This is a genomic window from Neptuniibacter marinus (genome assembly GCF_965223595.1).
In the GTDB taxonomy this organism is placed as follows: domain Bacteria; phylum Pseudomonadota; class Gammaproteobacteria; order Pseudomonadales; family Balneatricaceae; genus Neptuniibacter; species Neptuniibacter marinus.
In genome coordinates this window covers 556,580-583,282 of sequence record NZ_OZ245004.1, presented here as the reverse complement: position 1 = coordinate 583,282, position 26,703 = coordinate 556,580, and the positions used below count along the sequence as shown (strand labels likewise).

At 44.4% G+C, this 26,703-nt stretch carries 24 protein-coding genes; 18 read left to right on the top strand and 6 right to left on the bottom strand.

The annotated features are described in order from the left end of the window. Window positions 1-4 precede the first annotated feature (4 nt). From thiE to ACOQOE_RS02730, 3 genes are read left to right on the top strand one after another with little or no spacing between them, the layout of a single operon-like run. Window positions 5-634: a thiamine phosphate synthase gene (thiE, locus tag ACOQOE_RS02740; protein ID WP_067868076.1), complete on the top strand. Its 630-nt coding sequence runs from the start codon at window positions 5-7 to the stop codon at window positions 632-634. Between the two features lie 20 nt (window positions 635-654). Beyond that, complete coding sequence (gene hemL / locus ACOQOE_RS02735) at window positions 655-1,935, top strand: glutamate-1-semialdehyde 2,1-aminomutase (protein ID WP_067868079.1); 1,281 nt, start codon at window positions 655-657, stop codon at window positions 1,933-1,935. Next, window positions 1,935-2,534, top strand: coding sequence for a hypothetical protein (locus tag ACOQOE_RS02730; protein ID WP_067868082.1), 600 nt, complete (start codon window positions 1,935-1,937; stop codon window positions 2,532-2,534). Before hemL ends, ACOQOE_RS02730 begins: the two co-directional genes overlap by 1 nt. A gap of 80 nt (window positions 2,535-2,614) precedes the next feature. Here ACOQOE_RS02730 and ACOQOE_RS02725 read toward each other — a convergent pair whose 3' ends face one another. Both ACOQOE_RS02725 and mrcB read right to left on the bottom strand, forming a co-directional pair. Beyond that, the gene (locus tag ACOQOE_RS02725) at window positions 2,615-3,223 is read right to left on the bottom strand and encodes a tetratricopeptide repeat protein (RefSeq protein WP_067868085.1); all 609 of its coding nucleotides are present in this window, start codon (window positions 3,221-3,223) and stop codon (window positions 2,615-2,617) included. Then, on the bottom strand, window positions 3,211-5,454 hold the full coding sequence (gene mrcB / locus ACOQOE_RS02720) for a penicillin-binding protein 1B (protein WP_331709320.1): 2,244 nt from the start codon (window positions 5,452-5,454) through the stop codon (window positions 3,211-3,213). Before mrcB ends, ACOQOE_RS02725 begins: the two co-directional genes overlap by 13 nt. 163 nt (window positions 5,455-5,617) lie before the next feature. Here mrcB and ACOQOE_RS02715 point away from each other — a divergent pair, with 163 nt between their 5' ends. Then, complete coding sequence (locus ACOQOE_RS02715) at window positions 5,618-7,153, top strand: AAA family ATPase (RefSeq protein ID WP_067868091.1); 1,536 nt, start codon at window positions 5,618-5,620, stop codon at window positions 7,151-7,153. Continuing rightward, on the top strand, window positions 7,153-7,470 hold the full coding sequence (locus ACOQOE_RS02710) for a Rieske (2Fe-2S) protein (protein WP_067868094.1): 318 nt from the start codon (window positions 7,153-7,155) through the stop codon (window positions 7,468-7,470). Before ACOQOE_RS02715 ends, ACOQOE_RS02710 begins: the two co-directional genes overlap by 1 nt. An 8-nt stretch (window positions 7,471-7,478) precedes the next feature. Here the strand turns inward: ACOQOE_RS02710 and sfsA are convergent, their stop codons facing one another. Together sfsA and ACOQOE_RS02700 are read right to left on the bottom strand one after the other, a co-directional pair. Beyond that, entirely contained in the window at window positions 7,479-8,180 is a 702-nt protein-coding gene (gene sfsA / locus ACOQOE_RS02705; RefSeq protein WP_420554843.1) for a DNA/RNA nuclease SfsA, read from the bottom strand. Continuing rightward, window positions 8,177-9,343: a pyridoxal phosphate-dependent aminotransferase gene (locus tag ACOQOE_RS02700; protein ID WP_420554842.1), complete on the bottom strand. Its 1,167-nt coding sequence runs from the start codon at window positions 9,341-9,343 to the stop codon at window positions 8,177-8,179. The genes sfsA and ACOQOE_RS02700 overlap by 4 nt, the downstream gene beginning before the upstream one ends. Window positions 9,344-9,621: 278 nt before the next feature. Here ACOQOE_RS02700 and dksA point away from each other — a divergent pair, with 278 nt between their 5' ends. The 10 genes from dksA to ACOQOE_RS02650 all read left to right on the top strand — a co-directional run bounded on the left by dksA (window position 9,622) and on the right by ACOQOE_RS02650 (window position 21,267). Then, window positions 9,622-10,050: an RNA polymerase-binding protein DksA gene (dksA, locus tag ACOQOE_RS02695; protein WP_067868099.1), complete on the top strand. Its 429-nt coding sequence runs from the start codon at window positions 9,622-9,624 to the stop codon at window positions 10,048-10,050. 45 nt (window positions 10,051-10,095) lie between these two features. Beyond that, a complete protein-coding gene (gene gluQRS / locus ACOQOE_RS02690) occupies window positions 10,096-10,980 on the top strand; it encodes a tRNA glutamyl-Q(34) synthetase GluQRS (RefSeq protein WP_067868101.1) in 885 nt (294 codons plus the stop codon). A gap of 3 nt (window positions 10,981-10,983) precedes the next feature. Next, window positions 10,984-11,154 carry a hypothetical protein gene (locus ACOQOE_RS02685; RefSeq protein WP_156473713.1) on the top strand — a complete coding sequence of 57 codons (171 nt, stop codon included), beginning with the start codon at window positions 10,984-10,986 and terminating at the stop codon, window positions 11,152-11,154. After that, window positions 11,147-14,080: an ATP-binding protein gene (locus tag ACOQOE_RS02680; protein WP_067868103.1), complete on the top strand. Its 2,934-nt coding sequence runs from the start codon at window positions 11,147-11,149 to the stop codon at window positions 14,078-14,080. Before ACOQOE_RS02685 ends, ACOQOE_RS02680 begins: the two co-directional genes overlap by 8 nt. Window positions 14,081-14,102: 22 nt before the next feature. Continuing rightward, window positions 14,103-15,488 carry a sigma-54-dependent transcriptional regulator gene (locus tag ACOQOE_RS02675; RefSeq protein WP_420554841.1) on the top strand — a complete coding sequence of 462 codons (1,386 nt, stop codon included), beginning with the start codon at window positions 14,103-14,105 and terminating at the stop codon, window positions 15,486-15,488. 624 nt (window positions 15,489-16,112) lie between these two features. Continuing rightward, window positions 16,113-17,534 carry a polynucleotide adenylyltransferase PcnB gene (gene pcnB, locus ACOQOE_RS02670; protein ID WP_420554840.1) on the top strand — a complete coding sequence of 474 codons (1,422 nt, stop codon included), beginning with the start codon at window positions 16,113-16,115 and terminating at the stop codon, window positions 17,532-17,534. After that, window positions 17,524-18,009, top strand: a complete 486-nt coding sequence (gene folK, locus ACOQOE_RS02665) for a 2-amino-4-hydroxy-6-hydroxymethyldihydropteridine diphosphokinase (RefSeq protein ID WP_420554839.1) — start codon at window positions 17,524-17,526, stop codon at window positions 18,007-18,009. Before pcnB ends, folK begins: the two co-directional genes overlap by 11 nt. Window positions 18,010-18,049: 40 nt before the next feature. Then, on the top strand, window positions 18,050-18,844 hold the full coding sequence (panB, locus tag ACOQOE_RS02660) for a 3-methyl-2-oxobutanoate hydroxymethyltransferase (RefSeq protein WP_067868117.1): 795 nt from the start codon (window positions 18,050-18,052) through the stop codon (window positions 18,842-18,844). Between the two features lie 2 nt (window positions 18,845-18,846). Then, on the top strand, window positions 18,847-19,695 hold the full coding sequence (gene panC, locus ACOQOE_RS02655; RefSeq protein WP_420554838.1) for a pantoate--beta-alanine ligase: 849 nt from the start codon (window positions 18,847-18,849) through the stop codon (window positions 19,693-19,695). A gap of 390 nt (window positions 19,696-20,085) precedes the next feature. Next, a complete protein-coding gene (locus ACOQOE_RS02650; RefSeq protein WP_420554837.1) occupies window positions 20,086-21,267 on the top strand; it encodes an acetyl-CoA C-acetyltransferase in 1,182 nt (393 codons plus the stop codon). Window positions 21,268-21,361: 94 nt separating this feature from the next. Here ACOQOE_RS02650 and ACOQOE_RS02645 read toward each other — a convergent pair whose 3' ends face one another. Beyond that, a complete protein-coding gene (locus ACOQOE_RS02645; RefSeq protein WP_067868126.1) occupies window positions 21,362-22,198 on the bottom strand; it encodes a 6-carboxytetrahydropterin synthase in 837 nt (278 codons plus the stop codon). A 143-nt stretch (window positions 22,199-22,341) separates the two neighbouring features. Between ACOQOE_RS02645 and rsuA the strand changes: the two genes are divergently transcribed. Both rsuA and ACOQOE_RS02635 read left to right on the top strand, forming a co-directional pair. Then, window positions 22,342-23,037 (top strand): 16S rRNA pseudouridine(516) synthase RsuA, encoded by a 696-nt coding sequence (gene rsuA / locus ACOQOE_RS02640; protein WP_067868130.1) that lies wholly within the window; start codon window positions 22,342-22,344, stop codon window positions 23,035-23,037. Next, complete coding sequence (locus tag ACOQOE_RS02635) at window positions 23,034-24,074, top strand: methyltransferase (protein ID WP_067868133.1); 1,041 nt, start codon at window positions 23,034-23,036, stop codon at window positions 24,072-24,074. The genes rsuA and ACOQOE_RS02635 overlap by 4 nt, the downstream gene beginning before the upstream one ends. Window positions 24,075-24,111: 37 nt before the next feature. Here ACOQOE_RS02635 and ACOQOE_RS02630 read toward each other — a convergent pair whose 3' ends face one another. Continuing rightward, window positions 24,112-24,990 carry a DMT family transporter gene (locus tag ACOQOE_RS02630; RefSeq protein ID WP_067868136.1) on the bottom strand — a complete coding sequence of 293 codons (879 nt, stop codon included), beginning with the start codon at window positions 24,988-24,990 and terminating at the stop codon, window positions 24,112-24,114. 143 nt (window positions 24,991-25,133) lie between these two features. Between ACOQOE_RS02630 and ACOQOE_RS02625 the strand changes: the two genes are divergently transcribed. After that, entirely contained in the window at window positions 25,134-26,534 is a 1,401-nt protein-coding gene (locus ACOQOE_RS02625; protein WP_067868139.1) for a PLP-dependent aminotransferase family protein, read from the top strand. Window positions 26,535-26,703 lie beyond the last annotated feature (169 nt).

The window sequence follows — 26,703 nt, the reverse complement described above, 5'->3', positions numbered from 1 at the left end:
ACATATGCGAACAACCTTATCCGGATTATACGGCATTACAGACTCTGTACTTATGCCTACACTTGATCAAATGTTGATCCAAGTTGAACTTAGTATTTTAGGTGGCGCCCGCCTCATTCAGTATAGAGACAAATCCTCTGACTCTGTAAAAAGACAGAATGAAGCAAGCGCTCTGAATAACCTATGCCAAAGCTATAACGTCGCACTTATCATTAATGATGATATTGAGCTGGCATTAAGCACTGGCGCAGCGGGGGTTCATTTAGGACAAAGTGATGGCGAGCTAAAAGAGGCCAGAGACAAGCTAGGTAATGACGCAATTATAGGTATAACCTGTCACGACTCACTCACTCTTGCAGAAAAAGCAGAACAGCAAGGCGCTGATTATGTAGCCTTCGGCGCTTTTTTTCAGTCCAAGACAAAACCCCACGCAAAACCGGCTCCCTTTGAGCTAATCCACTTAGCCAAAGAAAAACTTAACTTACCAGTAGTGGCGATTGGAGGCATTAGCGTGGATAATGCAAGCAAAATTATCGCTGCCGGTGCGGATATGGTTGCTGTGATTCACGCGCTTTATGCCCAAAACGACATAAAAGCAGCCGCCCAACAATTCCACCAGCAATTTAATAACTGAATTTTAGAGAGTATAGACAGATGTCCCGTTCCGAAGAACTCTTTCAAGCCGCACAAATCCATATCCCTGGCGGAGTAAACTCTCCTGTACGCGCATTTAAAGGCGTCGGCGGCACACCTATTTTCTTCAACCGCGGTAAAGGTGCCTACCTGTTTGACGAAGATGACAATAAATATATAGATTATGTCGGTTCATGGGGCCCTATGATCTTAGGCCACTGCAATACAGCCGTGATCGACGCAGTCAAAAACTCTTTAGATAACGGCCTTGGTTTCGGCGCACCAACACAGATCGAAATCGAGATGGCTGATAAAGTTTGCGACATCATGCCTTCTATGGATATGGTTCGCATGGTCAGCTCCGGAACAGAAGCAACGATGAGTGCGATTAGACTAGCGCGAGGATTCACCAAACGCGATAAAATCGTCAAATTCGAAGGCTGCTACCATGGCCATTCAGATTCGCTATTGGTAAAAGCAGGCTCAGGCATGCTGACCTTAGGCGAACCAAGCTCTCCCGGTGTACCAGCCTCACTAGCCGAGCACACAATCACCCTAACTTATAACGACGTCGACAATGTACGCAAAGCCTTTGCCGACTGCGGTGATCAGATCGCTTGCATTATCGTTGAACCTGTTGCCGGTAACATGAACTGCATCCCTCCTTCTCCTGGATTTTTAGAAGGGTTGCGTGAAGTTTGTGATGAATATGGCACTGTACTTATTTTTGATGAAGTCATGACCGGTTTCCGTGTTGCCTTGGGCGGTGCTCAAGCGGTTTATAGCATCAAACCTGATCTAACGACTTTAGGCAAAGTCATTGGCGGTGGTTTACCGGTCGGTGCCTTTGGTGGCAAAAAAGAGATCATGTCCCATATCGCACCTTTAGGCCCCGTTTACCAAGCGGGTACACTTTCAGGTAACCCGCTCGCCATGGCTGCAGGCCTCACTATGTTGAATGCTATTTCAGAGCCTGGCTTTTACGAACAGTTAAGCGCAAAGGTGGAACTTTTAACCGAAGGATTAGAAGCCGTAGCGATGGCCAATGGTGTTCCATTCACAACGAGTCGCGTAGGTGGGATGTTTGGTCTATTCTTTACCGATCAAAAGCAAGTGACAAGCTTCTCAGAAACAATGCTTTGTGATGCTGATAAGTTCTCTGCATTTTTCCATGGTATGTTGGAACAAGGGATTTACTTAGCTCCATCGGCATTTGAAGCAGGCTTTATTTCAGCGGCTCATACCCAAGAAGATATTGAGGCAACTATTGCTGCCGCAGATAAAGTATTTGCGACGCTCTAATGACTATTTTCTTCTTACTTATTGACCTATTTTTATTTGTAGGCGCCCTGCTTTTGGCACGGCGCAGCTATAATCTTAGTGAACAAAAAGATCAGCGCGCTTGCATGGTTATTAGCCTAGCATCGGTGTTTATTGCTTGTTCTGCTGCTGGTTCACTGCTCATATATCTGCCAGCACAAGAGGTACAGACACTAAAACTGATGCTAGACAATCTTGCTTTTTTCGCCGGCATTCCCTTCATTGCCAGCGCATTTGTCGACCTGGCGTGGAATTTAAAGTGGTCAAAACCTGCGTGGGGACGCTGGCTTCTAGCATTATTCGCCCTATTCGAAGTCACTCGACGGGCTGATTTCGGAGCTCAATATAGTCAAATAATGGCGGTGTTAACAGTAATAGCCCTCGTTGTTAGTCTGTTAAAAACCCCATCTCCATTAGCCCGCATACCCGGTATAACTGCCGCTATTTTTTTTGCTGTGAGCTTATTAGTGTTCAGCCAAGGCTCTCTGATACCTTCTCTACAAAACAGTATCGGTAGTCATTTTTTCTTAGGCATCTCTTTATTTATGCTCTCCGCAACACTGCGCAAAAGTAGAATTTAATAGTAGATAACCTCCGCTATAACAACCATAAAAAAGGGACGCTAATACGTCCCTTTTTATATGAGATCCAGCTTTATGACTTAGTAACTGTACGCTTTATTTTTCGCTTGTTTCGCGCCTGCACTATCACCCACAGCCGATCGAATGTCCGCAATCAATAACCATAACCGACGTAACATAATTACATCCCCTATCGCCATATTCGTGCCTTTAAGCGCTAATTGTTCTGCTTGGGACCACTGCCCTTCAAGCCGTCGAATATCGGCCCACTGATAATAAATCTCTGGATCTCTTGGCGCGATCCGTTGAGCCCGCTCTAGACTACTTTCCGCTGCTTGCATCGAGCCGCTTCGTTTCTGCTGATCTGCACTTTTCAATAAAGCAATCACAGCAGGGTTCTGCGGCCTTGATGTCATTTGAGTCGGTACAGGCACAGATACTTGCTGCTCTGTTCGACTCTCACTAACAACCGCAGGTTTTACAATAACACCTGTTGACCCTGACTCTACTGGCTGAATAACACCGCCTTGCTCAGTTCTATCCTCAACCGGCGGGCGATAGCCTCCTGTTCCACTTACACATCCAGCCAACCCTAATATAGCGAAGCTGACACACCCCGCTTTAACAGCCGTACTCATACGTGATTTTTTTGTCTTAACTGCTGTCTGCAACATTGCTACCTGAACCATCTTTTAAACCAATCCAAAGATTCATTCTTTTGATTATCAGCACACACAGCATACTCTTGCGGAGCTGTACCTTTTATGAACGGTAATTGTCTCACACCTTCACACTGTTCGGCAGACAATAACCCTGTACTTTCTTCAATCCAATGATACTCAATACCTTCAGGTTGTACTGACATAAAAGAATGCGGTTGCTCTTTAACCATTAATTCGGTCCATACTTTTAAAGCACCACCGGAGCCCGTAAAAGGTAACTTACCGTTATTATCTAATCCCAACCACACCACTGCCATGCGATCACCGGCAAAACCAGCAAACCAACTATCACGTTGATCATTACTCGTCCCAGTTTTACCGGCCACATTTAAAGCCGCAGGTAGGCGGTTGTACACAGCCCGTCCGGTCCCTTCCCTCGTTACGGCTTGCAAGGCATATTGGATCAAGTGCATATTCTCTGCTGAAACCACTTGTTTTACATCAAAGGGATAACGTGACAACTCCACGCCTTCTGAATCCGTCACTAAACGTATCGCTCTCATTGGCGCTCTAAAGCCATTAGCTGCAATGGTTTGGTAGACCGTTGCAATTTCAAATGGACTCATTGATTCTGCACCTAACAGCAGCGAAGGGTAAGGTTTCGGTTTGCGACTAATGCCTAAACGCTGCAACATATCGATAACACGGTCTAAACCTATCGCCATCCCTAATTGTGCTGTACTTTGATTGTAGGACTTTGCTAATGCGCGAAAATAAGGGACCTTGCCATGACTCACATGGTCAAAGTTCTGGGGCACCCAACTTTTACCATTGGGCAACGGCACACTAACCGGTTGATCATCAAGTAAGGTTGCAAGCGTATAGCCCTCCTCTAGCCCCGCCAAATAAACCGCAGGCTTAACTAATGACCCGATTGAACGCTGCGCATCAAGCGCCCGATTAAATCCCTGATAGCGAGCATTACGCCCTCCCACCAGCGCGAGTACTTCCCCAGTTTGAGGATCAGTCACAACCATGCCACCTTGAAGCTCTTTAACCGGCTTACCGTAACGTTTCTGCAACGCTGTCACGGTTGTTGCTAATGCAGATTCACTATGTGCTTGTACAGTTGGGTTAAGACTTGTGAAAACTCTCAATCCTTCTGAGTTGAGAACCTCTTCAGGGTATTCTTCTCTCAACTGACGTTTAACCAGATCTAAATATGCAGGGTATGCCCCTTTATGTAAGCTGCGCTGTTTGACTATACCTAATGGACGTTTCTCTGCATCCAAGCGTTCTTTCATGCTAATAACGTCCTGCTCTTGCAAGACCTTTAACACGAGATCCCGACGTGCTTTAGCTCTTTCTGGATGTCGTCTCGGATCATAATAAGAAGGCCCTTTGACAAGACCGGCCAATAGAGCAACTTGATGAAGTTTAAGTTCATCAATAGGCTGCGCAAAATAGTACTGGCTCGCTAATCCAAAGCCATGAACCGCACGAGAACCCGCCTGACCTAAATAGACCTCATTAAGATATGCCTCAAGAATCTCATCTTTGCTGTAGTGCAGATCCAGTAACACAGCCATAGGAAGCTCCATCAACTTCCTTGCCAGCGTACGATCAGAGGTTAGATAGAAATTTTTAATCAACTGCTGGGTTAAGGTACTGCCACCTTGAATAAATCGACCTGCTTTGACATTCACCACCATAGCCCTAGCTATGCCTTTGAGTGAGATACCAAAATGGTTGTAATAATCCCTATCCTCTATTTGAATAAGAGCAGAGAGCAAGGCCTCAGGCGCTTGATCTAACCGAATCAGATCACGATCTTCGTTATCTTTTGGATAAATACCGCCAATAAGAATCGGTTCTAACCGGCTTAGGGAAATGTTTTTACCTCGGTCATCTCTAATCGAATTTAACTGCTTCCCGCTGAAGTTAAGCATCATCCTTCTAGCAGGTTCATCACTATCAGGAAAACTAAAACCTCGCGTATAAACCCGTGCCCGACTGGACGCCCACTCAACCATGCCCGGACGGTCTGCTCGGTTCACAAAACGATAGCCCAGACCTTTTAGTTCCTGTTTTAACGCTGCACGATCCAATACTTGTCCTGCGTACAGTTCTAACGGTCGCGCATAGACTTTTGCCGGTAACGCCCAACGCTTTCCTTCAAATTTATTTTTTACCTGGACGTCCAGATAAATCAATCCAATACCGCCTAGAACAAAGCCTAGCAGCGAAAGTTTTAACAATAAAAACAGTGTCTTTTTTAAGAAACTGCGAGGTTTTTTTGATGCTCTACCTCGACTTGATGATTTTGGTGCTCTCTTTTTTGCCATTCGCTAAGTATAATGCCTGTCCTTGGGGCTAGCGAAAAAGCAGCTAACCCGACCTAATAAATTAATTAGAACCTTTATGACGCTGTTAGATTCTCTACAAAAAGCAGACTTCTATCCTCATCCGGTTGATAAGATCGAGTTGATAGAAACCCATATCTCCTGGCTAATCTTAACGGGTAAGTATGCCTATAAGATTAAAAAGCCAGTAAACTTTGGTTTTCTGGATTTTACCACGCTCCTTAAGCGACAGCACTTTTGTGAAGAAGAACTACGTCTTAACCAGCGCCTAGCACCTGACATCTATCAACGGGTCATCGCTATTGGCGGCACTGAAGAGCAGCCGATCTTTGATATTGAAGACAACGACTCAGCTATCGAATACGCAGTACAGATGCATCAATTCGATACAGAACAACGCCTTGACCTACTTTTAGCAAACCAACGCTTTGAAGCCAGCTGGATTGACACACTGGCTGAACAAGTTGCCGAATTCCATAGTGTAGTCCCTATTGTTGCTCAAGACAGTCCCTGGGGGGAGCCCGATACTATTTGGGACGTTGTAGCAGACAACTTCACACATATACTCGACACTTTAGAGCACACAACAAACTTAGATGATTGCGATAAAGTTCAACAGCTATCAATGTACATTGCTCAGCGTTTTCGCAAATTAACGCCTCTCATGCAACAGCGAAAACTTGAAGGTCATGTACGAGAGTGTCATGGCGATCTTCACCTTTCCAACATCACGCTTTATAACAACGAGCTGCGTCTATTTGACTGCATAGAGTTTAATTTACAGTTCCGTTGGATAGATACAATCAGTGATATTGCTTTTCTACTGATGGACTTAGAAGCAAATGGAGAATTCCGCTGGGCTAACCGTTGCCTCAATAGATATTTAGAGATTAGTGGTGACTACCAAGCCCTACCGCTTTTGAATTTCTACAAAGCCTACCGTTCAATGGTGCGCGCTAAGGTTTCCGTATTAGGTGATATGCATGATATGAACAGCCTGCGGCGATACCTCCGCCTCACCGATTATTATGTACATAAACCTAAACCCACCCTGTTTTTAATGCATGGTGTATCAGGTAGCGGAAAAAGTCATTTAAGTCAGCAGCTTGTTGATACTACAGACACTATTAGGATTCGATCCGATGTTGAGCGTAAACGTCTCTTTAGGGAACTGAGTCTAAAAGGCGAAAAACTTGAGCTTTATAGCCCTAAGATGAACGCTCATACTTTCAATTTACTGTTTGATACAAGCTCCAATCTACTGCATAACGGCTATTCCGTTATTGTTGATGCCACCTTTATTCGCCAGCGCACCCGACAGAGCTATATTGATCTCGCTAAAAAACGCGGCATCCCGATCAGAATCATTAGCTGTCAATGCGAACAAAAACTAATAGAAGCTCGCCTAAAACGCCGAGAAAGTGAAGGAAGTGATGCCTCAGACGCTGACATTTCGGTAATGCAAGAGCAAAAACAGCATGAGCAGCCATTAACACCTGAAGAAGAGAAGATCACCGTTATCGTTGAAACCGATGATGATGATGCAATCAACCGATTATTAGAGCAACTTAGAATCCAGGAAGTTATTTTTTAATGATCAAATTATGCTCCTATTCAGATATTCCCGAAGGGGATGCTAAAGGATTTGAGATCCAAGGCAAAAAGCTAGTCGCTTTAAATTATCGAAATGAGATCTACATATACGAAAACAGCTGCCCCCACCGCAGCATTCCACTGGAATGGCAGCCCGATCAGTTTTTAGATTATGAAAAAACCTTTATTCAATGTGCAACGCACGGGGCCTTATTTAAAATCGATACAGGCGAATGTATCGCAGGGCCTTGCGTGGAAGATCAACTTAATAAAATTGCATTTATCCGCCAAGGCGATGACATACTGATTGATCTTTAAAAGGATATTTAAAGCACGACCGGTAATTCACGTACAAGACTAATCTGTGTTTCACTGATATCAGCACCATAGGCAATCACCTCAACTCCCGCCGCTTTAGCTTCTCGGAGCAAACGCCCATATTCAGGGTCTATATGATCTGCAGGTCTGACACGCTCAATACCTGTATGGGGCACACAAAATAACATAACTGCACGGTCCCCCTGCCCGACCATCGCCATCAGCTCACGTAGATGTTTCGCACCCCGCACCGTAACAGCATCAGGAAAACTACCTAGATTATCCTCTTCGAGCAGCGTGACATTCTTAACTTCAACCCAGACTCGTCCTTTTTCCTGATCTTCTAGCAATAGATCGATACGACTATTTTCCCCATACTTAACCTCTTGTCGTATGGACTCATAGCCTTGCAAGGTTTTAATCGTACCGTTCTCTATCGCCTCTTTAACCAGCTTATTCGCCCGTCCGGTATTGATACAGGCAAGGTATTGACCTTCAACCTCAACAAGCTCCCAACCAAGGGGATACTTTCGCTTTTCATTTTGGCTATCAAGCACCCAAACCTGACTACCTTCATCCGCGCAATTTTTCATTGAACCTGTGTTAGGGCAGTGAGCGGTAACCTCAGCCCCATTATCAAGGATTATATCTGCAAGAAACCGCTTATAACGTTTAACCAGTCGGCCTTGAATTAAATTATCTAGCTTCATAAACCTTTAATCCTTTTCTCTAAACGCTCAAGTGCCAGCTCTATTCGGTCCAAGCCCGTAGTGTACGAAAAACGTATATATTCATTACAGCGATGGCGGCCAAAATCTAATCCAGGGGTGGCAGCAATATGATTCTCTTCTAATAACGACCAACAGTAATCAAAGGTATTATCGGTTAGATGTTGCGCCCCCGCATAAACATAAAAGGCTCCTTCTGGCATAACAGGTATAGAAAAACCTAATTCCCTCAACCCTTTAACAAGCAGATTTCGACGTAACCTAAACTGATCTTTACGTTCTTCAAAAAGAGCAATAGTGTCAGGTTCAAATGCAGCTAATGCCGCATATTGGGAGATCGTATGAGGAGAGATCATTAAGTTTTGTGCGAGTTTTTCTAATTCTGGCGCTACCTCAGCAGGAGCTACCAGCCAACCTAACCGCCAGCCGGTCATACCAAAATATTTAGAGAAACTATTAATAACAAAAGCATCGGGATCAATTGCTAATACCGAAGGCGTATCCGCCTCGTAGGTCAAACCGTGATAAAGCTCATCCACTACAAGCGAACCATGTTGCCGCTTAACCTCGGCAGCAATAGCAACTAGCTCGTCATAAGGTACAACAGCCCCCGTTGGGTTCGCAGGAGAGGCGAGTAACACACCTGCGGTTTCTGTTCGCCAATACTGTTTAACTAATTCGGCATTCAGTTGGAAATTCTGTTCCGCATCTACAGGTACAAGCTGAGACTTAGCTTCTAAGAAGCGTAAAAGTTGACGATTACAGGGATAACCTGGATCAGCCATGATAAAACTATCGCCCGCATCGGTAAGCAATGAAAAAATCATTAACAATGCGCTAGACGCACCCGTTGTAACAATAATTCGCTCCGCTGACATATCTAGATTATATTTATGCTGATACCACTGACTGATCGCTTCACGTAACTCAGGAATACCCGCCGCAGGTGTATATTGGGTAAAGCCTTTATCGATCGCTGCTTTTGCGGCTTCAGCTATCGCAGGAGCGGCAGCGAAATCAGGTTCGCCGGCCTCCATATGCACTACATCAAATCCAGCCGCATCTAATTGCTTAGCTCTCTTTAAGAGGTCCATTACTTTAAAGGTTTCGATCTCAGCAACACGCTTAGAAGGCTGAAAACTCATATTGATTCCTGATTCCACAACAAATAAGTTAAGTATACCTAGATTCAACACAGTAATAATCAAAACAACGCCGCAAGCCTCTACTTTCAAGGGCTAAAGCAAAAATCAAGCCTGATTTATTACTCTTAGGTGTCTATTGAACAAATTTAGGGCTAGCACAACGGCAGCGCATCTGGTAATTTGCCTGCCTTTCATGCTAAATGCATTTCTTGCATTAATAACACGGGCAAGTGAAGTCATCCTAATGATGGCTTACGCAAAAGAGTGAGGCAGCGCTTATGCCAAACAAGAGCGAATCTTTCACACATTTTGATCCTTACCAGATTACTGAAGGTGAGGAGTACATGAATGAAAAGCACAAAGAGCACTTCCGCAATATTCTTGGGGCTTGGAAACAAGAACTAATGGAAGAGGTGGACAGCACTATTCACCATTTACGGGAAGAGCCATCCAACTTTGCAGACCCAAGTGACCGAGCCAGTCAGGAAGAGGAATTTAGCCTCGAACTTCGAACTCGTGACCGTGAACGCAAGTTGATTAAAAAAATCAATGAATCATTGGATCTTATCGATGAGGATGAATATGGGTACTGCGATGCTTGTGGCATTGAAATAGGTGTCCGCCGTCTTGAAGCTCGTCCAACAGCGTCACTTTGCATCGATTGCAAAACGTTGGCTGAGATTAAAGAAAAACAACTCGGTCGCTAATCCGATATAGAGCCAGCCCAAGGCTGGCTCTATAGGATAAACCTTGTGACCTATATCGGTCGATTTGCCCCATCCCCAACAGGGCCTCTTCATTTTGGCTCGCTAATCGCCGCGTTTGCCAGCTTCCTTGACGCTCGAGCTAACGACGGCAAATGGCTGCTTCGTATTGAAGATCTTGACCCGCCCCGCGAACAAACGGGTGCAAAAGAGCAATTCCCAAAAATTCTCGATGCTTTTGGCCTCTATTGGGATGAAGAAATAAGCTTTCAAAGTCAGCGCCACAACTACTACCAAGATGTTCTAGATACCCTATTATCAGAACACTATGCCTACCGCTGCGATTGTTCACGAAAAGAGATTTTAGCGCGCAGTAACAGCACAGTTTATGACCGTCACTGCTTGTTAAATCCCCCTAACAGCGACGCACAATGTGCCATTCGTATTAAATGTAAAAACATCTCGATCAGTTTCAATGACCAAATCCAAGGCCCATACCTTAGCTCCCTAAGTCAGAGCGGTGATTTCGTTGTTTATCGGCGTGATAATCTATACGCTTATCTACTCGCAGTCGTTGTTGATGACTATCTACAAGGAGTGACTCACGTGGTTAGAGGCTCAGATCTACTCAATGAAACTCCGCGACAGATCCACCTACAACAACTACTCGATTATCCAACACCAGCCTATGCCCATATCCCTGTCGCGAGTAACACACAGGGCCAAAAGCTCAGTAAACAAACATTTGCACCCGCGCTGAAGTTAGATAATCTCGTTCCCTCCCTATTCAACGTGCTTGTATTTCTAGACCAACAACCACCGAGCGAATTACTCGATGCAAGTAGAGATGAAATTATTCGTTGGGGAATTGAAAACTGGGATCTAGAAAAGATTAGCCAAACGCTAGCCAAACCGGTCGATAGGAGCGAATAATTTATGTATTTTCATCGCTTACTTATCCTGTTAGTAATTATGCTTTATTTAGTGGTTCCTCTTGTTATTGATAGCTGGCAAAGCATGGATACACCTTGGTTTTTACCTTATATCATTTGGCTGGCGGTTATTGCCATCGCCTTCCTAATTGATAGGAAACGCTCCGATGTTTAGTTTGCCCTCCCTAATATTAATTGGCGTTGCCTACCTATTATTCCTCTTTGGGACCGCTTACCTAACTGAACGAGGAGCTCTACCCAAACAGATCGTCCGCCACCCTTTAACCCATGTGCTTTCTATTGGTGTTTATGCCAGTGTTTGGACCTTCTATGGTGCCTTCAGCCTAGCCAAGGAATCTGGCTATAACTTTTTTGGATCCTATTTTGGCCCAGTACTCACATTCCTATTAGCTCCAGCATTACTTATCCCGATCTTACGCATAACCCGTACTTATCAACTAAGCTCCCTACCCGACCTATTTGCTTTTAGGTTTAGAAGCGGGGCAATAGGTACTTTAACTGCACTCATATCCGTATTCGCCACGCTGCCCATGCTATCGATTCAGATACAGGCAGTTTCCGATACGCTTTATATACTGAACGATCAATTTAGCGCGAATCAGATCAGTATAGGGTTCTGTTTTATTATTGCGCTATTTTCGATTCTATTTGGGGCGAGACACGCCTCATTAAGAACCAATCACCACGGTTTGATGGTCGCGATGGCAGTGGAATCCGTCATTAAGTTAAGTGCGTTATTGGTCATAGCAGGCTTCGCCATTTTTGGCATATTAGGCGGTATAGGTGGTACCGAGAGTTTCATCACAAACCACCCTGAGGTACTAGAACAATTAAAAACCCCCGTTAACAGCGAATCTTGGCGTACGCTTATATTAGCCTTTTTCACCGCCACGATTGTAATGCCCCACACTTTTCACATGCTGTTTACCGAAAACGCCTCGGATGAAACACTCTACAAAGCCACTTGGGCCATGCCCCTTTTCCTACTTTTACTCGCTTGTTCAGTTCCCCCTATCATTTGGGCCGGACAATCCTTAAACGTCGGAGGTGATCCACAATTTATTATCCTAAATATAGGACTACTATTAGATTCTTCATGGTTAACCGTTTTAGCTTTTATCGGTGGGCTATCAGCAGCCAGTGGTATTATGATCGTTGCCACGGTAGCACTTGCCTCCATGCTACAAAACCATGTGATCTTACCCCTTATACCAAAACCTAAAACATCTCGTTTTTACGCACGTCTACTTTGGCTTAGACGTATACTAATCATGGCGATGATATTAGGTAGTTATCTGTTCTACCGTTTAATAGGTAACCACTTCGACCTCCATCAAATGGGAATTGTCGCTATAGTTGCCTTTCTGCAATTTCTACCGGGGTTACTTGTTACCCTTTTTTGGCAACACGCTAATCGCTGGGGATTACTACTAGGCTTGCTATCAGGTATGGGAATCTGGCTATTCAGCATGCTTATCCCCGTATTGAGTGCATCACCTACAGAAACACTACCCTTCAATATTAACGATAGTAATTGGGATCATATTGCGATCCTTTCACTGTTGGTGAACACAGCGGTTATGAGTATTGTTTCGCTTTTTACTCATCAATCGACGGAGGAATCCCAAGCCGCTCAAGCGTGTTTAATGAATGCACTCCAAAAAACAAACACAACCAACTTACGAGCCTCCCGTATCAGCGATTTTACGGAGATGCTAGCCTCTAGGCTGGGGCGAAAAGCAGCGGAAAGAGAAGTTCAGCAAGCCTTAGAGAGTATGAATATCCACCCAGACAGTATTCGTCCGGTTGATCTACTTCGACTACGGGCCATGCTAGAAAACAACCTTTCTGGATTATTAGGCCCAGTAGAAGCCGCCGCTTTACTCGAACCTATTGACCGTCCAGCTGACCCCATGGGAATCGGTTTCAAAGCCAGTAATGTGCACTTAATTGAAAACCAATTAGAAGACTATCAATTACAACTAACCGGCCTTGCCGCTGAACTTGACGAAATGCGACGCTACCACCGTCTAACCCTACAAAAACTACCTATAGGCGTATGCACTTTAGATACAGAAGGTCAGGTACTGTTTTGGAATCATGAGATGGAGCGTTTAACTCATATACGCAACGAAGAGGTGATCGGCAGCGCCCTAAGCAGTAACAGCAATCCTTGGAGCCAAGTGCTAGAACAGTTCGTAGATGCGCCCATTGCCCACCAGCTAGGGCAAAAACTTATTATTGACGGACACACACACTGGTTTAGCCTGCATAAGTCGATTCTTAAGGAACGTAGAGATATCGGCATGGTTATCCTATTAGAAAATGATACAGATACAAAAACCATGCAGGACAAACTGGCACACAATGAGCGTTTAGCCTCCATTGGTCGCTTTGCAGCAGGGGTTGCTCACGAAATAGGTAATCCAGTGACTGGCATCGCCTGTTTAGCACAAAACCTTAAACTTGAAACAGAAAACCCTTACATCCTTGAAACCGGCGATCAAATCGTTGATCAAACCAAACGTATTAGTCGGATAGTACAATCATTAGTCCGATTTGCTCATGCCGGAAGACCGGAAGCTGATCGTGAACAATTGCCCGTCTCTCTCGCTCAATGCGCAGAAGAAGCAATACATCTCCTATCATTAGATAGCCACGGCAAACATTTAAAATATATTAATCATATCCCGAATAATTTAAGGGTCATGGGTGATCCACAACAGATGCATCAGGTGTTTGTGAACTTATTACAAAACGCCAGCGATGCCTCAAAAAACCAAGACACTATATGGCTCGAAGCAGAAGAAACAAACGAAGTTGTAATTTTGCGTGTAACCGATGAAGGCAGCGGTATAACAGCAGAATCTCAAGACCGGCTCTTTGAACCCTTCTTTACAACAAAAGATCCAGGTCAAGGTACCGGCTTAGGACTATCATTAGTCTATAACATAATCGAAGAGCATTATGGTAGTATTGAGATACTAAGCCCGGCCAACAAAAAACAGAAGAAAGGCACTCAAGTGGCAATAACGCTCCCGCGTCTGAGATGGACAGAAGATCCTGACCGCGCGAGATAGTGGGATGTAAGGTAGAGAGCCTATGAGCCGTATTCTGATTGTAGAAGATGAAACAATTATTCGAGCTGCGTTACGCAGGTTACTCGAAAAGAACGATTTTAATGTTGATGATGCCGCATCAGTTGATGAAGCAACCAGTCGTTTCAAATTAGACGATTTCAATCTAATCATCAGCGACCTGCGCCTGCCAGGCGCTCCCGGCACAGACCTTATCTCTTTAGCTAAGTCCGTTCCCGTACTCATTATGACCAGCTACGCTAGCCTTCGCTCAGCAGTTGATGCTATGAAACTCGGCGCAGTAGATTACATTGCAAAGCCATTTGATCATGATGAAATGCTGCACTCTGTAAGAAAAATAATTGAAAACAATATAGCTAACGAATCTCAAGCCCCTTTAGTAGAAAGCGATTATGGTTCTACAGATCAAACTCAGATTTTTGGTTCTTGCCCACCTATGCAAGAACTTGCAAAACGCATCACAAAAGTGGCTCGCACCAATGCAACGGTCCTTATTCAAGGGGAATCGGGAACAGGTAAAGAGCTAGCCGCTCGCTCTATTCATGAACAAAGCACACGTGCCCATATACCAATGGTATCGGTTAACTGTGCCGCTATACCTGAAAGCTTAATAGAATCAGAACTTTTTGGTCATGAAAAAGGCGCGTTTACCGGTGCAAATACAGGTCGCAGTGGACTTTTAGAAGCGGCTGATGGCGGCACATTATTCCTAGATGAGATTGGAGAACTCCCCCTCGAAGCTCAAGCAAGGCTCCTGCGCTTTTTACAAGAGGGTGAAATTCGCCGCGTCGGCTCAGTCCACTCAAAGAAAGTAGATGTGCGACTTATAGCAGCAACTCATCGAAATTTAAAAGAGCTCGCCAAGCAAAATAATTTCCGCGAAGATCTCTATTACCGGCTTTATGTAATGGAGTTACGTATCCCACCGTTAAGAGAACGCGGTTCAGATATCCTTGAAATTGCAGATAAAATGCTTACCAATGCTTGCCAACGAATGAACTCAGCTGAGTCACATTTTTCTCATGAAGCAAGACAAGCTATGCGCACCTATCGTTGGCCAGGTAATGTCCGAGAACTAGAAAATGCAATTGAACGTGCTGTAATTCTTGCAGAAGGCACTGTAATTAGTTTAGAAGACTTAGGTCTGGACATACCTAAAACCTCTTTGGATGAGCTAGAAACTCAGTTTTCAGCAAGAACACAACCCGACCTTTCCTTAAGTACTAAAGAACAATCCAACTTATCCCTTGATGATTACTTCCAACGTTTTGTTATAGAAAACCAAGATAAATTGAGTGAAACAGAGCTAGCAAAAAAACTAGGGGTGAGTCGAAAGTGTTTATGGGAACGCCGCCAAAAATTAGGTATTCCTCGTAAAGCACGAAAATAAACAAATACATTATAATTCAATTAGATAAAGGTATGACACCTCACCCGCAACGGTAACAAAGCAGGTGTTACCTTACTACCCACGCAGCACAACTTAGCGTAACAACTAGTAACAAAATAAGTACCAAAGTAGATGACGCAATAACAACAAAATAATAACACCATGTTTTAAAAGGACTTTTAAAAGCTGGCATATGTCATGCATTCTATTAGTTCGAAAACAAAAAGAAGCACGCTTTAAAATCTAGACCACCAATAAAAATAAAAACTGGAATTAGAATTTAAAAGCACCCGCCTCGAATAAAAATAATAATGAGGTTTAGTAAAGCTGATCGTAGCGAAGTTGTAACGATCTAGAAGGCTCTTAGAAAAAATAACAACAAGCTAAGAAACATATATAGCAGTTGTTACCTGAGATGCGGTCAGCTATTCCATCCCCCTCTTTCCGAATAATAATTGAAACCAGCTAGCACTCCCATTACACCCTCTATCAATGGTATGATTGCGCACCCGATTTTTTATAAGGGAACGGCTAAAAGGATCATTACCACTTAAAATCCTTCTAAGACACCTAGCCTACAAACCCTCATACTAGATATTAAATTTGTATTAAATAGGCACTAAATTGCTTAAAACCATTAGCAAAGCGCTGGGTAAAGTATTCCGCGGCAACCCAAAAACAAAAAATGATGATGGCTCAATGCCGACTTCTGCAATAATAACCGAAGCTAAAAAGCACCGGATAACAGAAGAAGAGCATAAAATTCCCCGTCGACTTTTAGATGACAACGCTCTTAAAGTAGCCTATCGCCTGCAGGATGCAGGCTATGACGGTTTACTAGTCGGGGGCTGTATTCGTGATTTATTACTGAATAAAAAACCTAAAGACTTCGACGTTACAACTAACGCTCACCCAGAAGAAGCGGCTGAGCTATTCCGCCGCGGTCGCCTAATTGGCCGTCGTTTTAAACTTGTTCATGTCCGTTTTGGTCGTGACTTAATAGAAGTTGCAACCTTTAGAGCGAGCCATGATAGCCAGCCAGAAGATGGCTCCGGTGAACAATGCGATAGCGGAATGATCCTGCGTGATAATGTTTATGGCACTATAGAAGATGATGCCCTACGCAGAGATTTTACAGTTAACGCGTTATATTACTGTCCGAAAGACCATTGCGTATACGATTTCACCAACGGCTTCGAAGATTTACAAAAAGGCGTGCTGCGCATGATCGGCGATCCAGAAGATCGCTATAAAGAAGACCCTGTTCGCATGCTAAGGGCTGCTCGCTTTGCTGCTAAACTTGATTTCACGATTGATCCCGCATCGGAAAGCCCTATTCGACCTTTAGCGCCCATGCTAAAGCATATAGCTCCGGCTCGTTTATTTGATGAGACATTAAAGTTATTTCAGTCTGGGCATGCACTTAAATCCTACCAGCAACTTCGACGTCTTGAGCTATTTGAACCTCTTTTCTCTCAAGTCCAAGTCTTACTGGACGATCCTCAATTAGATGTCCCTATGGAAAGGCTTATTGAGAATGCATTAAAAAATACAGACCGACGCTTAGCACAAAGAAAAAGTGTAACCCCTGCTTTTCTGTTCGCAGCAATCCTCTGGTATCCCACACAGAAACGTATGCAAAAGTTAATGCGTGAGAAAAAAATGCCTCCACTGCCCGCTTTGCATGAAGCAGCAAATCAGGTCATTGCGGAACAGGTGCGTTCTACAGCCATTCCTCGCCGCTTTTCGACTCCAATCCGAGAGATCTGGGAGATGCAGTTGCGCTTGCCTCGCCGTCAAGGTCATCGCGCTCATCGTCTAATGGAAATGCCAAGATTCAGAGCCGCTTACGACCTACTTCTCCTGCGGGAAAATAGTGGGGAACAACTTGATGGGTTAAGTCAATGGTGGACAGATTTCCAAAATGTGAATAGCGAAGCACAAGCCGAAATGCTGAATGGCTTAGATAAAATAGATAAGCCTCGCCGTACACGCCGAAAAAAAACATATAAACCAAAAAAAGAACGCTCAGGCAATGAAAGCTAAGTTCCGTTGTTTTATTGGTTTAGGTAGTAATTTAGACGATCCAATACAGCAAGTATCAAGTGCGTTAAACGAGCTAGCATTACTAGACAAGTGCGAACTAATTAACGCATCGTCTTTATACGCCTCAGCACCCGTCGGCCCACAAGACCAGCCAGACTTTATTAATGCAGTAGCAGAGATAGAAACAGAGCTCTCCCCTGAAGCTTTACTAGATCAGCTACAGCTTTTAGAGCAAAAGCACCAACGCATCAGGGAAAGGCATTGGGGCCCAAGAACACTCGATCTTGATATCTTGCTCTACGGTCATCAGATCATAGAAACCGAGCGCCTTATTATTCCCCATCCCTATATGTATGAACGTAGCTTTGTTCTATACCCCTTAGCGGAAATTAATCCGAACCTTTCTATGCCAAAAGGCTTACCTTTATCTGAACTATTAACAGCATGTCCTATGGGCAGCCTGCTAAAGATATAGGTATAATCGCGCCAACGCGTAATATTAGGAAGCTAATTCCATGAGCAAAATAACTCTGCACACGTTGTCATCAATGAAAAAAGCAGGCGAGAAGTTCGCAGTTCTAACTGCCTACGATGCTTGTTTCTCTCACCTGATCAGTTCTGCTGGTACCGAAGTTATTCTGGTAGGCGACTCTTTAGGTATGGTACTTCAGGGAAACGACAGCACACTCCCTGTGACCGTTGAAGAGATGGCTTATCACACCCAGTCGGTTGCCCGAGGCAATCAGGGTAGTTTAATCATGGCTGACCTCCCGTTTATGAGCTATTCAACACCTGAACAGGCGATGGACAGTTCCGCGGCACTTATGCAAGCCGGTGCAAACATGGTGAAGCTAGAAGGTGGCGCATGGCTTTCTGATACAGTATCTATGCTGGCAGAACGCGGTATTCCCGTCTGCGCTCATTTAGGCCTAACACCACAAACCGTAAACAAGCTCGGCGGCTATCGCGTTCAAGGGCGCGATACAGAAAGCGCCAAGCAGATGCTGAATGATGCCGTCTTATTACAAGATGCAGGCGCAAGCATTATCTTATTAGAGTGCGTACCTTCACTTTTAGCAGAAGAGATCACTTTAGCGCTCGATATTCCTGTTATTGGTATCGGTGCTGGGTCAGATACCGATGCACAGGTATTGGTTATGCACGATATGCTAGGCCTCACACCCGGCCGAAGCCCTAAGTTTGTTAAAAACTTTATGCAAAATGCCGACAGTATTGAAGCTGCTATATCCCTCTATATTAAAGAGGTTAAAGATGGCACTTTCCCCGCACAGGAACACGGATTCGAATAAGCATGCAAACTATACACTCGATTGCCGAATTACGAGCTGCTCTCAAACAGGAGCGTTTGCAAGGTCGGCGCATAGGTTTTGTTCCTACTATGGGCAACCTACATGAAGGTCATCTACAACTAATAGACCAAGCAAAGTCCACTAGCGATATTGTTGTCTCCTCTATTTTCGTTAATCCGCTACAATTTGGCGCAGGTGAAGATTTAGACAGCTATCCTAGGACACTTAAGCAGGATCAGGAAAAGCTATCCTCCCGAGGTTGTGATTACCTATTTGCGCCTACAGATGCAGAGGTCTACCCCCACGGTCGAGAAGCCCAGACACAAGTTGAAGTGCCCGTTATCTCAGATATGTACTGTGGTACAACACGCCCAGGGCATTTCCGTGGAGTCGCTACCGTTGTTTGTAAGCTTTTCGGTATGGTACAACCTGATGTTGCTATCTTTGGCGAAAAAGATTTTCAGCAATTGATGGTCATTCGTCGAATGACCGAAGATCTTAGTCTGCCTGTTGAGATCCAAGGTGCCCCCATTGCTCGTAATGATAAGGGACTCGCTTTAAGTTCCCGTAACGGCTATCTAACACCATCAGAACTTGAGATTGCCCCTCTACTTAACCAAACACTGCAAACAGCTAAGACAGCGATTGTGAGTGGCAATAAAGCCTTTAACGAAATAGAAGAGCAATCTCAAGCTACTCTAGAAGCTGCTGGTTTTAAAAGAGATTATTATAAGATCTGCCGCCGAAGTGATTTACAACCAGCAACCGACACAGATCATCAAATTATTATTTTAGCTGCAGCTTATATAGGGGCAGCTCGTCTTATTGATAACCTTCAAATCGATCTATAAATCACATCCCGAGCGAGGAAGCCTCGCTCGGGACCTGCTGAATTAGCTTAGTTTTCATATTTCTTAACTCTACCCTCCTCGCTTTTATTTTGCAGCGCAAAATATCTAATCATCAACGTAAGTCTTATAAGCCCCCTGCTTTCGTGGCTTGACAAGCAGGGCTCTGGTCGCGCAGACTGCAAGAACGATGAGTTCCTGCAATGCAATAAAAACTATATGAATAATATTGCTGCACAGAAAAACGGTTTTTAAACCAGTCATGCAAGATGGAATGACATATAAAGGTTTTTGTATAAATGCCGCTTTTCACCTGAAACAATCAAGTCATCTATATGGCTTATGATCATCGTGAATGAATTTTGTACATAGCTAAGCTAAGAGGCATTTCGAATGCGTGACGTTGTAATTGTTGCTGCGGGCCGTACCGCAGTTGGTACGTTTGGTGGTTCCCTTTCTAAAATCGCTGCATCTGATCTAGGTGCGACAGTAATCAAAGGCTTAATCGAGAAGGTTAACTTAAACCCTAATCAAGTAGACGAAGTTATTTTAGGTCAAGTTTTAACAGCAGGTTGCGGTCAAAATCCAGCACGCCAAGCAACTCTAAATGCGGGGCTACCTAACTCAGTATCCGCGCTAACGATCAATAAAGTATGCGGCTCAGGTCTAAAAGCCATTCAAATGGCAACACAAGCGATTCGCTGTGGTGATGCAGACATTATCATTGCGGGCGGTCAAGAAAACATGAGTGCGTCACCACACGTTGTACCTAATTCACGTAATGGTGCACGCATGGGCGACTGGAAAATGGTCGACTCCATGATTAAGGATGGCCTATGGGATGCTTTCAACGATTACCATATGGGTATCACGACTGAAAACATCGTAGATAAATATGGCTTTACTCGCGAAGAGCAAGATGCCTTCGCATCAGCATCTCAAAACAAAGCAGAAGCTGCAGTAACAGCTGGTCGTTTTAAGGATGAGATCATCCCTGTAACGATCCCACAACGTAAAGGCGACCCTATCGTATTTGATACGGATGAACAACCACGTTTTGGCTGCACACCCGAAGCACTGGCTAAACTACGCCCTGCCTTCAAAAAAGATGGCTCGGTAACTGCTGGTAACTCATCAACTATCAATGACGGCGCTGCGGCCGTGATCGTTTGTTCTGCTGAGAAAGCAGCTGAATTGGGCCTTCCAGTTCTTGTGACAATCAAAGCTTACGCTTCTGCAGGGATTGATCCAGCCATCATGGGTACAGGCCCTATCTGCGCAACTCAAAAAGCACTAGAAAAGGCAGGATGGAATGTTGATGACCTTGATCTAATCGAGGCTAACGAAGCCTTTGCTGCTCAAGCAATGTCAGTCAACAAAGATCTAGGCTGGGATACTGACAAGGTCAACGTTAACGGCGGCGCCATTGCTCTTGGCCACCCAATTGGTGCTTCAGGCTGTCGCATCTTTGTAAGTCTTCTACATGAGATGGCTCGACGCGATGCTAAGAAAGGCCTAGCGACACTCTGTATTGGTGGCGGTATGGGTACAGCATTAGCCGTTGAACGTAGCTAATAGCGATAAGAGGGGTTAATTAACGCCCCTCCCTTACATAAAAAAACCGCAGTTCTCTGCGGTTTTTTATTTAATTCACACTGATAGGCAATAGCTACGCCTCTGCGATTGCTCCCTTACCAACCCCTTCATACGCTTTAACCATCACCCGGTCATTGGGGTAACTTAACTTGATCTGCTTCGCCAAATGGGAGGCAATCAATTCCACCGTAGAATCCGTATCGATTATGTAACAAACCCGAGCAGGCAAACTAATTTCAAACCGGCCCTGCGGGGCTTGGTAAGCATAGTTATGCTCATCATCACTCTGGGATGTTACATGGGACTCTGAGCCTATGTATATATCCTTAAACCGCTCCGCCCATTCCGCTTCTAAAGATCTATCCCGCTGTCCATTGATGAACAACTCAATTTTAGAACGATGGCCATGAGCGATGCGCTGACAATTACCATCATGCTTCTGCAAGCCATGACTGTAATGATAAAAAGCCCCATCAATTTTTTCCGGTACAAAGCGAATGGTTAAACCCTTAACTTCGCCGGGAAACAACTCAAGCAATTTTCCCTGACACCAATCAGCCAGTGTAGCTTCGTTAATCTCAGCCATATCCACTAAACAGATAGCCGCTTCAGGCGAGCAACAAGAAAAGCGTTCGCCATTAGGATAAGCCCACTCAACCGCTGTATAACCGGCATCAACCCTATACGCCAACTCTGGCAACCCCGTTGGCACAACCAACGCATGATCAATCCAAAGATCAAACCACTTTTTAACTTCTTTTTTAACAATACCAAAATCACAAATCATCCCTTGATCATTCAAGCTGCCATCAAGCTCCAGCTGGACAAGCCACGACTCTCCCAATAACCCTCTTTGAGGGTGCAAATAGGAAAAATCTACATTGGTAAGGTTATCTACAAACAATTTCACAAGCGGGCTCCACGGTTAAGGCGCGTATATTAGCCTAAAATGCGCAGCTAAAAAACGCCGCAGGCTGTAGGGGATAAGCTCCTTCAGATATAATAGCTGCTTTATTCCATACTTCACTCACCGAGTTACTAAAAAGTACTTACATGCGCCTAGATAAATACCTTTCCCAGTCTTCTGGTTTTTCTCGTAAAGAGGTTCGCCGTTTTCTTAAAATAGGCGAAGTCACACTCAATGGCGAAGAGGTATCCAATCCAGCCTTACATATAGATGAGATTGAAGATGAGGTCTACCTCAGTGGCTATCCACTAGAAGCCCCAGGGGAAAAATACCTGATGTTGAATAAACCTATAGGCTGCGTCTGCTCCAATGATGACGGAACACACCCTAGTGTTTTAAGTTTTATCGATCTACCTAGAGCTAACGAGCTTACGATATGCGGCCGATTAGATGTAGACACCACGGGGCTTGTGCTTATTACAACCGATGGCCAATGGGCACATAGAATCACCTCACCAAAACATAAAACCGGCAAGCTCTATCAAGTCATCACTGCTGACCCTATCCCTGAAGATGCGATAGAAAAGTTTGCGAAAGGGCTGACTCTTATCAATGACAAAGTTCGCACTAAACCAGCAGAATTAACCATTGTTAGTAGCCACGAAGCCGAAGTCATTTTAACTGAGGGGCGCTATCATCAAGTTAAGCGCATGTTTGCTGCTATTGGTAACAAAGTAGAAGAGCTACATAGAGCTAAAATAGGCCAAATTGAACTTGATGAAGAACTAGAGCTTGGTGAATATCGCTTTTTAACTGACGAAGAGATCAACAGCATCCGATGAGTGATTCAGCTTTTCCTCTACTCGCTCCCTATATTAAGAGCGCAAAAACAAAAAGTCTGTGGCTAGCGGATGAAAATTTACTTGCCGCCAACCTTCAGCCTAACGATGCTGTCACCTGCATTACTAATCGTTTAGACCTTCAAGCTCAATTACAACGACAAGGGTGGACAACATTTTTCTCCGACTATGACCTCTCCATTATTGAAGATAATAGCTTGGAGCGTGTCATTTATAGAGTATCTAAAGAGAAACTAGTTGCCCACCATCTGATTAATGAAGCCTATCGCTGCCTAAAAGTTGGTGGCGAACTAATTCTTGCCGGTAATAAAAACGAAGGCATAAAAACCTATTTCACAAAAGCTAAAAAGCTTTTTGGTATGGGGGAAAGCAGTAAAAAAGACAAAGACACATGGCTCGCCCAACTCATAAAAACCAACGAACACAGCGACGACATCCTAGATGATAAAAACTATCACCAACTGCGCACAGGTTGTACCGATGATAAATTTGAGTACCAGAGCAAACCGGGGATCTTTGGCTGGGATAAAATAGATAAAGGCAGCGCTTACCTAATAGAACATTTAGATAGCTTTTTGATGACCCTACCTGAACCTCCTAAAAGTGCGCTAGATCTCGGCTGCGGTTATGGTTACTTATCCCTCAATCTTACACACTTAGACATCCCCGTAACGGCCACAGACAACAACGCTGCAGCTATTATTGCTTGTGAATGTAACTTTGCCCGCTACCCCATCAATGCGAAGGTCATCGCCGCTAACTGTGCACAAGGCATTAGTGAAAAGTTTGATCTAATTGTCTGCAATCCGCCCTTCCATGCAGGCTTTGCTGTAGATGGCGACTTGACCGATCGCTTCCTTAAAGCTGCCCATGATCACCTCAATGAACAAGGGATTGCTTGTTTTGTTACAAACATGCATATCCCATTAGAACGCAAAGCCCTCAAATACTTCCATCAAGCTGAATGTATTATGTCTAATGGTAACTTCAAGCTGATCCGTCTAACTCACAAGATGTAAGCTATCCACAGGCTAGCAAACACTAGCCTGTTTTAATCTATACCCTACGCTTAACCGTCAGATAGACACCCGCTACAGTAACGCCTATACCGCATAGCGCATAAATATTCAGTGTTTCATCAAAAAGAAGCCAAGCTTCCAGTGCAGTCAATGGCGGCACTAAATAAAAGTAACTAACAACCTTACTCGCTTCCCCCTCACGGATCATGACAAGAAACAGTAAAATAGCTGTCACAGATAAAGCTAACACCATCCATAAAACAGCACCTAATAAGGGCCAACTCCAAGTCACCTCACCCGAATCAAACTGCCAAGCCAGCAATGCCATCACAATAGCTGTCACTAAATATTGATAGAAAGCGCCAACCATCAAGTCTACACCGCCGCCAAAACGTTTCTGATAGAGCGTACCAATAGAGATCGCCAACAAAGCAACAATCGCCGCGGTCCATGCATCCCAACCGGCAGCATCAGAATTTTGAGCACCGTTCTGACTCACCACGAGCAATACACCCAAAAAGCCAAGCACCAGACCTAACCACTGAGCTTTGTGTAAGCGCTCACTTATCCACAACCAACCGATTAACGCAGTCAATAGAGGCTGAACCCCCATAATTAATGAAGTAATACCCGCCGGTAGCGCCCAATCAATAGCAACAAAAACGCCACCTAAATAACAGGCATGTACCAACAACCCAACCACCATCTGGTGACCCGCTTGCTTAGGAGAACACCATTGAGGCTTGCGCCAAAACATAAGAGCAGCAAAGACGATCAAGGTGAGAAACATACGCAAAAATAAAACACTAAACGGCTCCATATAAGGCACAGCATACTTAGCACCAATAAAACCTGTGCTCCAAATACCGACAAAAGCCCAAGGTACTAATGTTAATTTTTGCTGCCGACTCAGCATTAGCTTAATCCCCACATATCTATTACAAAAAAGCACACTGTAGAGGCTAGAGTCCAAGCAGAAAAGGGACACAAAACATCGAACTTTTGGGATACAGAGAAGCTATATATGAATTTATCAATAAATTAAAGTAAGCTGTACCCATGAAAAAATATGAACACTTAGTGCAGAAACTTCAATTACGTATAGAACAAGGTGATCTTCCACCAGGCTCCCGCCTACCCTCAATAAGAGCACTCAGCCAGCAATATCAACTAAGTAAAAACACCATCATTCGAGCACTAACTGAGCTGGAAAATCTAAAACAACTCCAAGTAAAAGATAGACAGGGCTTTTTTGTTTCGGCACAACTAAAAAACAGCCCTCCCCTGAAACCAAGAAAAGTCACTATGGGTGCAACCGCCTTTAGTGTATTAGGCTCAGCCAACCAACCTGGAAACCTAGCCCTTGGTTCTGCTTATCCTGATTCACGCTGGCCAACAGTTAGCTGGTATTATCAACAACTTGCTAAAACCGCTCGTCGATGGGCACTAGAGAGCAGCCGACGCAGAAGTCATTACAGCACACCCCCCGGTGACCCAAGGCTCCGAAAAACTCTAGCTGGCCACCTTAACTCCACTTCTATCGCCTGCAATAGTGAAGATATTGTCATCACCCAAGGGGGACAGGAAGCGGTCTCACTCTGCCTACGTGCTGTTGCCGAAGTAGGGGATACCATTGCCGTCGAGTCTCCTTGCTACTACGGGACACTGCAATGCATAGAGGCGTTAGGCTTAAAGGTGATTGAACTTCCCTCCGACCCAATACTAGGAACTAACTTAGATGCTTTAGAAAGTGCACTAGAACGCTGGCCGATTAAAGCCGTGCTCACTAATCCAAGTTTTAATAATCCACTCGGTTTCAACTTAGATCTATCGACCAGAAAACGGCTTATAGGTCTAGCTAATCGCTGGGATATAGCCTTAATTGAAGATGATGTTTTTGCAGAACTCAGCTATAACCAGCAACGCCCAACCCCATTAAAAGCTTTAGATACGGAGCAAAGAGTGCTCCACTGCGGCTCTTTTTCAAAAACCATGGATGTAGACATACGACTCGGCTGGGTGCTTCCTGGACGCTATTATGACAAAATTAATTACTATAAATTTGTCACAAATATCGCGTGTCCGGCCATTACACAGCAAGCTGTTAGCGAACTACTCATTGGCCGTCGTTACCGTCGCCACCTAGCGCAAGTGAGCCGAATCTATAGTGAACGTGTTGATATGCTAACAGAAGATGTAAGGCGCTTTTGGCCCAAAGAAACCATGTTTATAAAACCGCAAGGGGGTATTTTACAGTGGTTTAATCTACCTGAGCGAGTCGCCAGTGATCAGTTATTTCAACAAGCGTTAACCGCAGGAATCGGTATATCCCCAGGCAATCTTTTTTGTGCAGATAACCGCTTCAATCACCATATCCGACTCTGCTATGCCCATTACACGCAAAGTAATGAACAGATCACAGCAATCGCAACATTAGGCGAAATGATGGATAGATTTTAAGCGTTTTCCACCGCTGATAAAAATACAACCAATTCTCCGCACCCTTTACTATTAGTGGCTCCCAGCGATCAGCACTCAGACTACTAACGAAGTTATCCACAGATTTATGGGATAAGTTATCAACCCCTAAAACCTATAATAAACAAACCTGCTTTGACTTATCCTCTGT

Excerpts from the sequence above, each read along its gene's own strand:
- ACOQOE_RS02700 (WP_420554842.1), bottom strand. The coding sequence starts at position 9,343 with ATGAGTTTTCAGCCTTCTAAGCGTGTTGCTGAGATCGAAACCTTTAAA.
- ACOQOE_RS02625 (WP_067868139.1), top strand. The coding sequence starts at position 25,134 with ATGAAAAAATATGAACACTTAGTGCAGAAACTTCAATTACGTATAGAA.
- ACOQOE_RS02715 (WP_067868091.1), top strand. The coding sequence starts at position 5,618 with ATGACGCTGTTAGATTCTCTACAAAAAGCAGACTTCTATCCTCATCCG.
- ACOQOE_RS02630 (WP_067868136.1), bottom strand. The coding sequence starts at position 24,990 with ATGCTGAGTCGGCAGCAAAAATTAACATTAGTACCTTGGGCTTTTGTC.
- ACOQOE_RS02730 (WP_067868082.1), top strand. The coding sequence starts at position 1,935 with ATGACTATTTTCTTCTTACTTATTGACCTATTTTTATTTGTAGGCGCC.
- panB (WP_067868117.1), top strand. The coding sequence starts at position 18,050 with ATGAGCAAAATAACTCTGCACACGTTGTCATCAATGAAAAAAGCAGGC.
- ACOQOE_RS02685 (WP_156473713.1), top strand. The coding sequence starts at position 10,984 with ATGTATTTTCATCGCTTACTTATCCTGTTAGTAATTATGCTTTATTTA.
- panC (WP_420554838.1), top strand. The coding sequence starts at position 18,847 with ATGCAAACTATACACTCGATTGCCGAATTACGAGCTGCTCTCAAACAG.
- ACOQOE_RS02710 (WP_067868094.1), top strand. The coding sequence starts at position 7,153 with ATGATCAAATTATGCTCCTATTCAGATATTCCCGAAGGGGATGCTAAA.
- ACOQOE_RS02650 (WP_420554837.1), top strand. The coding sequence starts at position 20,086 with ATGCGTGACGTTGTAATTGTTGCTGCGGGCCGTACCGCAGTTGGTACG.
- sfsA (WP_420554843.1), bottom strand. The coding sequence starts at position 8,180 with ATGAAGCTAGATAATTTAATTCAAGGCCGACTGGTTAAACGTTATAAG.
- ACOQOE_RS02675 (WP_420554841.1), top strand. The coding sequence starts at position 14,103 with ATGAGCCGTATTCTGATTGTAGAAGATGAAACAATTATTCGAGCTGCG.
- dksA (WP_067868099.1), top strand. The coding sequence starts at position 9,622 with ATGCCAAACAAGAGCGAATCTTTCACACATTTTGATCCTTACCAGATT.
- ACOQOE_RS02725 (WP_067868085.1), bottom strand. The coding sequence starts at position 3,223 with ATGGTTCAGGTAGCAATGTTGCAGACAGCAGTTAAGACAAAAAAATCA.
- ACOQOE_RS02680 (WP_067868103.1), top strand. The coding sequence starts at position 11,147 with ATGTTTAGTTTGCCCTCCCTAATATTAATTGGCGTTGCCTACCTATTA.
- hemL (WP_067868079.1), top strand. The coding sequence starts at position 655 with ATGTCCCGTTCCGAAGAACTCTTTCAAGCCGCACAAATCCATATCCCT.
- ACOQOE_RS02635 (WP_067868133.1), top strand. The coding sequence starts at position 23,034 with ATGAGTGATTCAGCTTTTCCTCTACTCGCTCCCTATATTAAGAGCGCA.
- rsuA (WP_067868130.1), top strand. The coding sequence starts at position 22,342 with ATGCGCCTAGATAAATACCTTTCCCAGTCTTCTGGTTTTTCTCGTAAA.
- thiE (WP_067868076.1), top strand. The coding sequence starts at position 5 with ATGCGAACAACCTTATCCGGATTATACGGCATTACAGACTCTGTACTT.
- folK (WP_420554839.1), top strand. The coding sequence starts at position 17,524 with ATGAAAGCTAAGTTCCGTTGTTTTATTGGTTTAGGTAGTAATTTAGAC.